Source organism: Sinomicrobium endophyticum, from assembly GCF_052983315.1.
Genome location: NZ_JBRKIS010000012.1, coordinates 1 through 12077, shown reverse-complemented (window position 1 = coordinate 12077; position 12077 = coordinate 1). Strand labels below are relative to the sequence as shown.

The following is a 12077-nucleotide window of genomic DNA, read 5'->3' as shown; positions in this document are numbered from 1 at the left end:
TATTTAGTCTTAATAAATAAATGTTAAAATTTTGCCAAAACTAGCTATTGTCCGCGATGTAAGCAAATTTTATTTAGATTAATTTTAGATAAATATTACAAGATTGCAGGGGATATAACGGGAGTGGGAAAAAATACCAAAAAATAAACGGTGATCTCTCCGTTATCCCCAAATTTGACGTATATTTGCGTGCAACTAATTTATAAGTTGCGCCATGAAAGCTCATAGTTCAAAAATTGTAGGAGAGGGGTTGACGTATGATGATGTCCTTCTTGTTCCGGCTTATTCGGAAGTACTGCCCAGAGAGGTCAATATTCAGACCAAATTCACTAAAAACATAACTATTAATGTGCCTATCGTTTCCGCGGCAATGGATACGGTTACCGAATCGGCTATGGCTATAGCCATAGCGAGAGAAGGCGGTATAGGTGTATTACACAAGAATATGACCGCCGAGCAGCAGGCGCTTGAAGTACGTAAGGTAAAACGCGCGGAAAGCGGGATGATCATAGACCCGGTTACCCTGCCGCTTACGGCAAAAGTAGCAGATGCGAAGAAAAACATGGCCGAACACAGTATCGGGGGAATACCCATTGTGGATGACCAGGGGTATCTCAAAGGGATTGTTACCAACAGGGACCTGCGTTTCGAGAAAGACAACGACAGGCCCATAGTGGAGGTAATGACTTCCGGAAACCTGGTAACTGTAGGCGAAGGGACTTCTTTATCGGATGCCGAAGGAATACTGCAGGAGAACAAGATAGAAAAACTGCCGGTAGTGAATTCGGAAAACAAGCTCGTAGGGCTTATTACTTTCCGTGACATCACCAAGCTTACCCAAAAACCCATAGCCAATAAAGATAAATACGGAAGGCTTCGTGTTGCTGCCGCCATAGGAGTTACGGGAGATGCCGTAGAACGTGCCGAAATATTGGTAAATGCCGGGATAGATGCCATAATAATAGATACTGCCCATGGCCATACCAGGGGCGTGGTAAGTGTGCTGAAAGAAGTTAAAAAGACATTCCCGGAACTCGATGTGGTAGTGGGAAATATAGCTACCGCAGAAGCGGCCAGGTATCTGGTAGAGAATGGAGCGGATGCCGTAAAGGTAGGTATCGGGCCGGGATCTATCTGTACTACCCGTGTAGTGGCAGGAGTAGGGTTCCCCCAATTCTCCGCTGTGCTGGAAGTGGCAGCGGGTATTAAAGGGTCCGGTGTTCCGGTGATAGCGGACGGAGGTGTACGGTATACAGGAGATATCCCTAAAGCGATTGCTGCCGGAGCAGACTCTGTTATGCTTGGATCACTGCTTGCGGGAACCAAAGAATCTCCCGGCGAAACCATTATTTACGACGGACGAAAATTCAAGAGCTACAGGGGGATGGGGTCTGTGGAAGCGATGAAACAGGGAAGTAAGGACCGTTATTTTCAGGATGTCGAAGATGACATTAAAAAGCTGGTGCCCGAAGGTATTGTAGGCCGGGTGCCCTATAAAGGAGAACTCGTGGAGAGCATGCACCAGTTTATAGGCGGTCTCCGTGCAGGTATGGGGTATTGTGGTGCCAAAGATATAGAGGCACTCAAAGAAAACGGACAGTTTGTTAAAATTACGGCATCCGGTATCAACGAAAGCCATCCTCATGATGTGGCTATAACCAAAGAAGCCCCTAATTACAGCAGAAGGTAATAATACAGGTTACAGGTTGCAGGTTGGACGTGATTCGGACTTCTTTCGTCGTCCAAAACAAAATTCATGATCTGTAAGCTGTAACCTGTAACAACATAAATCTTTGTTAAACGTCCGCACTCTGACTTGCGATATTTTATCGAATTACTATTTTTGTTAGCCCTCGAATAATACCCGGAAAGAACCTGTATGTGCCGTTGCCCTCTGGCGAAGGACCCGGGGGGACTAAAAAGAGGTTTGATGTTGAGAAAAAGTATAATTGGCTTCATGGTTGCTTTCAGTCTCGGTGCCTGTTCGTATTTCAATAGCGATGAAACGGCAGATGCGGTAGCCAGAGTAGGAGATAGTTACCTGTATAAGAGAGATCTTTCGGGAATTTACGGAGAAAATATGTCCCGGGAAGACAGCCTGGTAGTCAAAAATAATTTTGTGAATACCTGGGCAAAGAGACAGCTTTTTATGGAAAAAGCGAAGATTAATCTCCCCGAAGAACAGTTGCGGGAGTTTGAAAAACTTATCGAAGAGTACAAAACCGATCTGTATACCACGACATATAAAGAAGCATTGGTAAACAGTACCATGGATACTGCCGTAACGATTTCCGAAATAGAATCTTTTTATAACAATACCGAAGAAAGGTTTAAACTGAATGAAGAATTGTGGCGTTTCCGCTACATAGAAGTCAGCCCGGATTTTGAGAAGCTGGATGAGGTCCGGGAGAAGTTCAGAAGGTTCGAAGAAACCGATAAGGCCGAGCTGGACGAAATGGGCATACAATTTAAGTCCTACGCCCTGGAAGATTCCATTTGGGTAAAGACCTCCCGGATCTTCCGGAAGATACCGCTTCTGGGTAGTGAGGAAAACGAAAAAATCATAAAAAAATCGAATTTTATTGAATTAACAGACTCATTAGGGGTATATTTGGTCTATATTAACGATATTTTGCATCGTAACGATAATGCCCCGATGTCGTATATTAAACCTACTATAAAGCAGATATTGCTGAATCGTAAGAAACTGGAGTTCCTGAGGAAACTGGAAAAAGAAATAATGGATGAAGCAGTCAGAAAAAAGAAATTTGAAATCTATGAATCGGATAAGTAAGATTGTTGCAGGAATAGCTATTTGTATGCTGCAACCGGGATGGGCGCAGGAAAATGCCAATGAAACGACGGAGAATGCCGGAACTGTGGAAACGATAAGTACGGAAATGCCACAGGATAGTATCGCGGTGAACCAGGTGAGTGAAGCAGCAATAGAGAATATTGCCGAAAATACAACAACTCCCGGAGAAAAGATAAAAATAGACGGGGTAGTATCCGTGGTAGGAGATTACATTATCCTGGAATCGGATATCGACAAAAGCTATATAGACCTGCAGAACCAGGGAGTGTCTATTAAAGAGATCGGCCGTTGCCAGTTGCTGGGTAAACTGATGGAAGATAAATTATATGCGCATCAGGCCATACAGGACAGCCTGGAAGTGTCGGACAAGCAGATCATGGCACAAACCGAGCAGCAGCTCAATTACCTGGTAAGCCAGGTAGGTACTATGGAAAACCTGCTGGCATATTATAAGAAGTCCGATGAAGAAAGTTTTAAGGAAGAACTTTTCCAGATAAATAAAATCAGGGTCCTTGCCGAGAACATGCAGGGCAAAGTCGTGGACGAAATAGAGATCACCCCCGAAGAAGTAAGGCAGTGGTATAAGAATATGTCGGAAGAAGAACGCCCGGTTTTCGGTGCCGAACTGGAAATAGCACAAATAGTAAAAGAACCCGAAGTACCCGAAGAAGAAAAACAAAAAGTGGTAAACAGGCTGCGGGAGATGAAGCGGGATATCGAAGAAAACGGCGCCAGCTTTGCTACCAAAGCGATCCTGTATTCCAAAGACCCCGGATCCAGTACCAAAGGAGGTGTTTACCACGTAACCAAACATACCGGTTTTGCCAAAGAATTTATGGATGTTGCATATAGTCTCCGCGAAGGGGAGATATCGGACCCGTTTGAAACGAATTTCGGATGGCACATCATAAAAATTGATAAGATAAGAGGACAGGAACTCGACCTGAGACATATTCTCCTTATACCCGAAATTCCACAAGCCGCATTGGATAAAACCAAAAAAGAGCTGGAAGACGTACGGGAAAAGATCATAAACGACGAAGTTTCTTTTTCGGATGCCGCAAGAGAGTATTCCGATGAAAAAGAAACTAAGTTCGAAGGCGGACAATTGCGTAACCCCAGTAATATGGATACCCGGTTTGAGCTGACAAAATTAGACCCTACCCTGTACAACCAGGTGCGTAACCTGAAAACCGGCGAAGTATCGCAGGTATATAAGGAAGAAGACCCGCAAAGTCCGGGACGTATAACCTTTAAAATACTGAAAGTAACCAATAAATACGAGGACCACAAAGCCGACTATGTAAAGGATTATATGAAGATAAAAGATCTGGCACTGAAAGAAAAGCAGATAAAGGCAGTAAGGAGCTGGATGGAAAAAACCATTGAGGATACCTATATTATGGTGAACTCCGATTATAAAGATTGCGAGTTCTCTAACAAATGGGTGAAAAAGTAAACCAGTACCCGGCATACCGACCTGGTATGCCGGTTTTTTATATCGAACTTTTCAGAAAATAAAATACCTCAAATCCAAAACTTTATGTCTGACGTTTCCGCGCTGAAAACCCTGGTAGAAAAACACCTGGAGCTTAAAAAAGAAATTGGCAAAGTAATTATAGGACAGGAAGCGGTTATAGAAGAAATACTGCTGGCAATATATTCGGGAGGACATGCCCTGCTCATAGGCGTGCCCGGACTGGCAAAAACTCTGATGATCCACACCATAGCAGATGCGCTTGGACTGGATTTTAAACGTATCCAGTTTACCCCGGACCTGATGCCGAGCGACATTCTGGGGAGTGAGATACTCGATGCGAACAGGGAATTTAAGTTTATAAAAGGCCCTGTATTTGCCAATATTATCCTCGCGGACGAGATAAACCGTACTCCCCCGAAAACCCAGGCCGCTTTGCTGGAAGCTATGCAGGAAAGGGCGGTTACCGTAGCGGGATTTAATTATAAAATGAATCTTCCGTACTTTGTACTCGCTACACAAAACCCCATAGAACAGGAAGGGACTTATCCCTTGCCCGAGGCGCAGCTGGACAGGTTTATGTTCGCTATAGAACTGGGATATCCTACTTTTGAAGAAGAAGTAAATGTGGTAAAATCCACTACTATAGATAAAGAAGTAAAGGTAGCCCCCATGTTTACCGCAAAAGAAATTGTGGATATTCAGCATCTGGTACGCAGAATACCCGTGGCGGATAACGTAGTGGAATATGCGGTACGTTTGGTAAGCAAAACCAGGCCCAACAGCGAATATTCAGCTAAAATCGTAGATGAATACGTAGACTGGGGAGCCGGGCCGCGGGCTTCGCAAAACCTTGTCCTGGCAGCCAAAGCCCACGCCGCGGTACACGGAAAGTTTTCTCCCGATATAGAGAACATACAAGCCGTAGCCAACGGGGTTCTGAGGCACCGGGTTATTAAAAACTATAAGGCCGAAGCTGAAAATATTTCTGTTGAAGATATCATCAAGGCATTACTTTAATCCTGTTTTTTTGCGTGTCTACCCATTGGAAATGCAAAAAAAATACCTGACATCCGTTTGACGACAGGTATTTGAAATCCCGATAAATCGTTTGGTTTTTATACTATGGATTAGGTGTTGAGGGATTTTCTTTTTCCTGGAAAAAACGGTATACCATTCCGGCCAGTACCGCACCGGCAATGGGAGCTGCAATAAACAACCAAAGCTGATGCAATGCCCAGTCCCCCACAAATACGGCCTGACTTATACTACGCGCCGGATTTACCGAAGTGTTGGTTACCGGAATGCTGATAAGGTGTATTAAGGTAAGTGCGAGCCCGATAGCTATACCGGCAAAACCCGAAGGCGCTCTTTTATCCGTTACCCCGAGAATAATAATAAGAAACATAAAGGTCATTACCACTTCCGTAAGAAGGGCTGCGTTCATGCTGTAGCCGCCGGGGGAATGCTCTCCGTATCCGTTAGCCGCAAAATTCCCTATTTCACTGCCATTGCCGGTAGCTATGACATAAAGGACTGCCGCAGCCACAATTCCGCCCGATACCTGGGCGATAATATAAGGGAACAGGTCGCGTACGCTAAAACGTCCGCCTATCCATAAACCGATGGACACGGCAGGGTTTAAATGGGCACCGGATATATGTCCCAGTCCATAAGCAATGGTGAGCACCGTAAGACCGAAGGCCAGGGCTACACCTAGTAAGCCGATTCCCAGTTCGGGGAAGGCTGCTGCGAGTACCGCACTTCCGCAACCTCCCAATACCAACCAGAAGGTGCCGATAAATTCTGCTAAAATTTTTTTCATAAAGTGATTAATTTTTCCGGCTAAAAAGCCTTGTTATACATAAAAGCATGTACTTTATTACCCGGCAACAACACCGTACTGTGCGATTTTGCGCAGGGGTTTACTACCGTGATATACATGAAAAAACATGTTTATCTCATTCAGAGATAGGTAAAACAAAGGGTAATGATGAAAAATTACTTTGTATCAAATTTAACTAAACTTCCGAAATATTGTTAATATTGTGAGAAAATTTTCATTATGACAGGTAAAATGTATTAAAATATAGACGAACATACCTTTATGCACTAAGTGAGATTTAGGCCAGGGGAACGCACTAAAATAAGCAGTTCAACATCTCCGTGAACCTCTGTGTAAATCTTTGTGTATCTCTGTGTTATAGCTATTACACAGAGTTTCACGGAGAAACACAGAGTTACACAGAGCAAAAAATCGAATTTAAATAGTATTGATAATCAGGGATTTAATTTTTAATACGGTTACCCTGACCCGGAACAACAAACGAATATCTTTTTGGTAGGAATGACTTATTTTTGCAGGTAACGGATCAATAACAACTTTATGGAAATACAACATAACCGGGAATTCCTGGTAAAACTGGCCAGGGCAAAGATGCCGTTCGGAAAATATAAAGACACTTATATCACCGACCTTCCGGAGCCATACCTGGTTTGGTTTAAACAAAAAGGATTTCCGGCCGGAACCCTGGGGAAACAACTGGAGGCAATGCTGGAGATAAAAATTAACGGATTGGAAAACCTTGTAAGGACAATACGACAACAAGGGTTTTAACGTTATATACAAATCAAAGGCCGGATTTGAATCCGGCCCCGGATGTATAATTATGACATTTAAGCACGAAGTGGGATTTTAATACCCCGGGCTGGTTGACTTAAATGGGTTTTCCGGTAACGACACATGTTTTCGGAAGCAGATAAGCCATCCGGAACACCGCAAATTTAAAATTGGTATCCCTGCTGCTGGTATTGTTCCATGATACCGTCTACACCATATGTGGCAATAATTATCATCGTGTAAATAAAGTAAATTGCGTTGATAACAATTCCTACGATAGCAATAATCCTTCCGATCTTTATACTGTTATAGTTGTCGTAAAGTTCGGGCTCTGCTTTGTATATTTTAACAGATTTATTAGCCAGTACAAGAGCAATGATCGCCGGGATGATACCCGCTCCGGCAACACAGCAACACAGCAGAGATCCTATACTTAATATAAGAATGAGCGTGGCGTTTGGTAGTTTTTGTTGTTCCATATTTTTAAAGTTAAGTTATAATAATTTCAGAATGTAATTGCTTATTATAAACAGCACGCTTATAATGGCGAGGCCCGTAGTGATTACGGAGAAGTTCTTTTTCTTTAGGATGGTCCCGATAAAAAGGAAGATAAATAATAATAACAGCGGATAAATGGCGGGGTACATTTTAAAAGCCCCTGCAAAATCGCCCTCAAACAGTAAAGCCACGGAGCGCTGCAGGCCGCATCCCGGGCAATCAAAGCCAAGGATACGCCTGTTTATACAAGGCATCATATATTTTTCCGCGTCCAAAATCGATGAAGTATTTATCTATCAGAATCTAAATTAATATTATTTTTGGGAAAAAAGGAGGGATGAGCAGTAAAAATCGACCCGTATTATATTTAATCTGTATTATTCTCGGAGGAGTACTCGTCTTTATAGGGCAGGATGGTAAAGAGAATGAAGGAACCCCGTATGTAGCTATACTGGGATTTGTATTACTCATGTTCGGGCTGTACAAGGCTACTACGCGATGGGTGAAGGACAATCCCAGGGAGGATAAAGAACAGGACGAACGGGAAAACAATACCGGGAACAAATAAAAGATTACAACAGATACAGATGGAAGGCATAAAGGCAGGAGACAGGGTAGAGACCTTAGACGATTCTTTAAAGGGAGAAGTAGTGGCTGTCCGCAACGGGGTTTTGCATATTCTTACGGATGACGGATTTGAATTGCAATTATCCCCGGAAGAGGTCATCAAGATAAACGACGCATCATTATTACATAAAATTCCTGAGGATGCGGATAAATACCTGGCAGAAAAGGAGTCTTACAAGCGAAGATCGAAAATAACCGTCAAGCCCAAAGAACGTGATGCCCCTAAAATGGAAGTCGATCTCCACATTCATAAGCTGGTGCCTTCCAGCAGGGGAATGACGAATCACGATATGCTCACGCTGCAACTCGACACGGCCAGGCGACAACTTGAATTTGCCATGCGAAAGCGTATTCAGAAAATAGTGTTTATCCACGGTGTGGGAGAAGGTGTGCTGAAAATGGAACTCGAATACCTCTTTGGCAGATATGACAATATTAAATTCTACGAAGCCGATTATCAAAAATACGGTTCGGGGGCCACGGAAGTATATATTTTTCAGAACGCATAATCCAGGATAGGTACAGGACCGAAGGATAAAATTTAAAACAGTTTCTTAAACAGAAGTATACACATCTTTCAGTTTTTGCAGGTCTATTTTTTTCATTTGTTGGAGAGCCCGCATAAGCTTGTCCGATTGTTTTTCATCCGCTTTTTGAAACATGTCCGAAACAGCTTCCGGCACTATTTGCCAGGAGAACCCGAATTTGTCTTTGAGCCATCCGCAAACCCGTGCTTTTTCGTCTCCGCCTTCCGTGAGACAGGCCCAGTAATAATCCGTTTCTTTCTGGTCATTACAGTTCACAATAAAGGAGACAGCCTCATTAAAGGAGAAATCGTGTTCGCCCGGTCCGTCCATTATCATGAATTTTTCCCCGAGTAAATGAAATTGAGCATGTTTTACGGCACCTTCCGGAGCTTCTTCTCCGGGTCCGTATTTAAGTATGCCGTCAATTTCCGAAGGAGTGAATATTCCGGTATAATGGTATATAGCTGTTTCAGCCTGTCCCATATTTTCATTGACAAACAAAAGGCAGGGAGTGATCTTCTGGCCTACGTCCGATATATTGCCAAGGCTGATCTGCCAGGTGACACCGTAGCGGTCCTGGGTAAAACCGTATTTTTTGCTCCACGGATAGGTGTCCAGCGGCATGAGGATATTGCCTGGTTCGGATAATTTAGCCCATAATTCATCTACTTCTGTTTCCGTTTCACAGGTTACGAAGAAGGATACCGAAGGATTACACTTAAATTGGGGCCCTCCGTTCAATGCCACGAATTTATACCTCTCAATCTCAAACTCCAGGGTCATTACCGATCCTGCCGGTTTTCCGTGAAACTCAAAGCCTTCTTTACCGTATCTTGTGGTTCTTCCTGTTCCCGAATTTTTAAATAAGGAAGTGTAAAAATCTACCGCTTCTTCTGCTGCATTGTCAAACCAGAGATTTGGAATTATTTTCTGTGATTTCGTATTTTTCATAATGTTGTGTTTTTTGGTTATTCATGGTATGCTAAAGATAATACATCGCAGATTTTTCCGGAGGGGGATACATGACATTTTGCAGGGGAGAATGGGACAAATATGTTTCCGAACCGCGGTTAATTCCTCTTTTTGAATGGTATTTCCAGGACATTTTTTCTTTTATCAACGTATCGAAAGGGATGTAGTTATGTTTTTTTCCGTTCCTGAAAGCCTGTGGGCAATCCTTTGGATAGTTGGGCGGTAGCGCTGAGTTTCTGTCCGGGGACTCACGAAAATATGTTTATCTTTGTGACTTATCCAAAAAAAAACAGATTAGCATGCAAAACGGTATTTATGCAAAATTTAATACCTCCAGGGGAGAAATTCTCGCGAAATTAACTCACGACAAAACTCCCGGGACAGTAGGTAACTTTGTAGGTCTGGCGGAAGGAACGCTCGAAAATGAGGCAAAGCCTCAGGGGCAACCGTATTACGACGGACTTACATTTCATCGGGTAATTCCCGATTTTGTTATACAGGGAGGATGTCCCCAGGGAACCGGTTCCGGTGGTCCGGGATACCAGTTTGACGATGAGTTTCATCAGGATTTAAGACATCATGGCCCAGGGGTACTTTCTATGGCAAATGCAGGGCCGGGCACCAATGGCAGCCAGTTTTTCATAACACATGTGGAAACCGCCTGGCTGGATGGAAAACACACGGTGTTTGGATTCGTGGAAAACGGACAGGATGTAGTAGATGCTATCCGCCAGGGAGATCTTATAGAGAGCCTGGAAATAGTACGGGTAGGAGATGAGGCAGAACAATGGGACGCCGTGGGAGAATTCCGTAAATTCGAATCTGCCAAAGAGCAACGCCTGGAAGAAGAAAAGAAAAAAGAGGAAGAGACACTGAGTAAGTTGACGGAAGGTTTAGACAGGACAGAAAGTGGCTTGTGGTACAAAATACTCGAAAAAGGGAATGGGGATAAGGCCACAAAAGGGAAAACAGTTTCCGTGCATTACAAAGGAATGCTTATGGATGGCAGTGTATTTGATTCTTCTTACAAAAGAAATCAGCCGATAGATTTCCAACTAGGTGCCGGCCAGGTGATTTCCGGTTGGGAAGAAGGTATAGAGCTGCTGAATACAGGCGATAAAGCCCGGCTCGTAATTCCGTCGGAACTGGCATACGGAAGCCGTGGAGCAGGTGGCGTGATTCCGCCCAATGCCACCCTGGTTTTTGAAGTGGAACTAGTGAAAATAAAATAAGTACATCCTGAAACGATGGGACAGGAAGTAAAAAAAGGAGCGGTTCTAAACTGCTCCTTTTTTGATCAAAACTAACTAATTCAAATTGGGTTGGGGAGTTAACCGGAGATACGGTTTTACTTCCCGGAATCCTTTGGTAAATATGCCGGCAGCCTCCTCGTTGGAAACGGAGGGAACAATAACCACTTCATCTCCGTGTTTCCAGTTTGCAGGTGTAGCCACCTTGTGATATTGTGTGAGTTGCAGCGAATCGATAACCCGGAGCAGTTCGTCAAAGTTTCTGCCTGTCGATGCCGGGTAGGTTATCATAAGCTTTACGGTTTTGTCAGGTCCTATAACATATACCGAACGCACGGTTGCCGTGGCGCTTGCGTTAGGGTGTATCATGTCGTAAAGGGTCGCTATTTTCCTGTCTTCATCCGCGATGATCGGGAAATTTACCGATGTGTTCTGGGTTTCGTTAATGTCATTGATCCACCCCTTGTGCGATTCCAGGCCATCTACACTGAGAGCCAGTACTTTCACATTTCGTTTGTCAAATTCGGCTTTGTATTTTGCCGCTGTACCGAGTTCGGTTGTGCAAACCGGGGTATAATCTGCCGGGTGGGAAAATAAAATACCCCATCCGTCTCCCAGGTATTCGTAAAAATCGATCTCTCCTTCGGAGGTCTGTGCTTTAAAGTCGGGAGCTTTATCTCCTAATCGTATTGTGCTCATATCTTCTTTTTTTATTAAACTATTTAGCCTATAAAGTTACTAGACTAAAATGGGAAAAAGAAATTTTCCCTGTAAAATATTTGTTAATGTCCAGAGAAGGAGTGGATATTGCCAGGGTATACGCATTATGTACGAGAGGAGGGGTAATTGGTAAGAAGTAAGAGTATTACAGTCCGGGTTTGAGGAGTCCGGATATATCGGGATGGAGTCGGAGGGATTGTTCTTTTGTTACAAGTTACAAGTTACAAGTTCCAGGTTTGGGTTCTGAGCCCAGCAACCTGACTAAGCCTAACATAGGTTGCCTTTTTTCTTAAACTTAATGTATAATGAAAAAAGGACAAGAACACAGAGTGTTTGATTTAGGCCTCAAATTGCAATTAGTCAAGCAGATTGAAAAGGGAGAACTCCGGGTTCGTGATGTTAGCCAGCTTTATCAGGTAAGTACCACGGCGGTATATAAATGGTTACGTAAATATTCCGATCTTTACGTGAGTAATACACGAATGATAGTGGAAAGTAAAAGTTTATCAAAGAAGCAAAAAGAGCAGGCAGAGCGCATTAAGGAGCTGGAACGGGCTTTGGGTCAAAAGCA

At 43.5% G+C, this 12077-nt stretch carries 14 protein-coding genes; 9 read left to right on the top strand and 5 right to left on the bottom strand.

Features of this window, described 5'->3' with window-relative positions:
- Positions 1-214: 214 nt before the first annotated feature.
- The 4 genes from guaB (at position 215) to ACVBDU_RS03670 (ending at position 5312) form a co-directional block, all read left to right on the top strand.
- The gene (gene guaB / locus ACVBDU_RS03685) at positions 215-1690 is read left to right on the top strand and encodes an IMP dehydrogenase (protein WP_447178432.1); all 1476 of its coding nucleotides are present in this window, start codon (positions 215-217) and stop codon (positions 1688-1690) included.
- Positions 1691-1930: 240 nt separating this feature from the next.
- Complete coding sequence (locus tag ACVBDU_RS03680; RefSeq protein ID WP_447178431.1) at positions 1931-2794, top strand: peptidyl-prolyl cis-trans isomerase; 864 nt, start codon at positions 1931-1933, stop codon at positions 2792-2794.
- Entirely contained in the window at positions 2778-4274 is a 1497-nt protein-coding gene (locus ACVBDU_RS03675) for a peptidylprolyl isomerase (protein ID WP_447178430.1), read from the top strand. Before ACVBDU_RS03680 ends, ACVBDU_RS03675 begins: the two co-directional genes overlap by 17 nt.
- 84 nt (positions 4275-4358) lie before the next feature.
- A complete protein-coding gene (locus ACVBDU_RS03670) occupies positions 4359-5312 on the top strand; it encodes an AAA family ATPase (protein WP_447178429.1) in 954 nt (317 codons plus the stop codon).
- Positions 5313-5415: 103 nt separating this feature from the next.
- Here the strand turns inward: ACVBDU_RS03670 and aqpZ are convergent, their stop codons facing one another.
- The gene (gene aqpZ / locus ACVBDU_RS03665) at positions 5416-6117 is read right to left on the bottom strand and encodes an aquaporin Z (protein ID WP_447178428.1); all 702 of its coding nucleotides are present in this window, start codon (positions 6115-6117) and stop codon (positions 5416-5418) included.
- Between the two features lie 561 nt (positions 6118-6678).
- On the opposite strand from aqpZ, the gene ACVBDU_RS03660 reads away from it, so the two are divergent.
- Positions 6679-6909, top strand: a complete 231-nt coding sequence (locus ACVBDU_RS03660) for a DUF3820 family protein (RefSeq protein WP_447178427.1) — start codon at positions 6679-6681, stop codon at positions 6907-6909.
- 167 nt (positions 6910-7076) lie between these two features.
- On the opposite strand, the gene ACVBDU_RS03655 is transcribed toward ACVBDU_RS03660, so the two are convergent.
- A complete protein-coding gene (locus ACVBDU_RS03655) occupies positions 7077-7391 on the bottom strand; it encodes a CCC motif membrane protein (protein ID WP_447178426.1) in 315 nt (104 codons plus the stop codon).
- A 15-nt stretch (positions 7392-7406) separates the two neighbouring features.
- Entirely contained in the window at positions 7407-7667 is a 261-nt protein-coding gene (locus ACVBDU_RS03650) for a DUF2752 domain-containing protein (RefSeq protein ID WP_447178425.1), read from the bottom strand.
- An 80-nt stretch (positions 7668-7747) separates the two neighbouring features.
- On the opposite strand from ACVBDU_RS03650, the gene ACVBDU_RS03645 reads away from it, so the two are divergent.
- Together ACVBDU_RS03645 and ACVBDU_RS03640 are read left to right on the top strand one after the other, a co-directional pair.
- Positions 7748-7978 (top strand): hypothetical protein, encoded by a 231-nt coding sequence (locus ACVBDU_RS03645; protein WP_447178424.1) that lies wholly within the window; start codon positions 7748-7750, stop codon positions 7976-7978.
- Positions 7979-7997: 19 nt separating this feature from the next.
- On the top strand, positions 7998-8546 hold the full coding sequence (locus tag ACVBDU_RS03640; RefSeq protein ID WP_447178423.1) for a DUF8465 domain-containing protein: 549 nt from the start codon (positions 7998-8000) through the stop codon (positions 8544-8546).
- 45 nt (positions 8547-8591) lie between these two features.
- Here the strand turns inward: ACVBDU_RS03640 and ACVBDU_RS03635 are convergent, their stop codons facing one another.
- Positions 8592-9515 carry a VOC family protein gene (locus ACVBDU_RS03635; RefSeq protein ID WP_447178422.1) on the bottom strand — a complete coding sequence of 308 codons (924 nt, stop codon included), beginning with the start codon at positions 9513-9515 and terminating at the stop codon, positions 8592-8594.
- A gap of 320 nt (positions 9516-9835) precedes the next feature.
- Here ACVBDU_RS03635 and ACVBDU_RS03630 point away from each other — a divergent pair, with 320 nt between their 5' ends.
- Positions 9836-10768, top strand: a complete 933-nt coding sequence (locus ACVBDU_RS03630) for a peptidylprolyl isomerase (RefSeq protein ID WP_447178421.1) — start codon at positions 9836-9838, stop codon at positions 10766-10768.
- A gap of 75 nt (positions 10769-10843) precedes the next feature.
- On the opposite strand, the gene ACVBDU_RS03625 is transcribed toward ACVBDU_RS03630, so the two are convergent.
- Positions 10844-11485 (bottom strand): peroxiredoxin, encoded by a 642-nt coding sequence (locus ACVBDU_RS03625; protein ID WP_447178420.1) that lies wholly within the window; start codon positions 11483-11485, stop codon positions 10844-10846.
- A gap of 326 nt (positions 11486-11811) precedes the next feature.
- Here ACVBDU_RS03625 and ACVBDU_RS03620 point away from each other — a divergent pair.
- Positions 11812-12077: transposase (locus tag ACVBDU_RS03620; RefSeq protein ID WP_447178008.1), on the top strand; the 266-nt coding region annotated here is incomplete at its 3' end.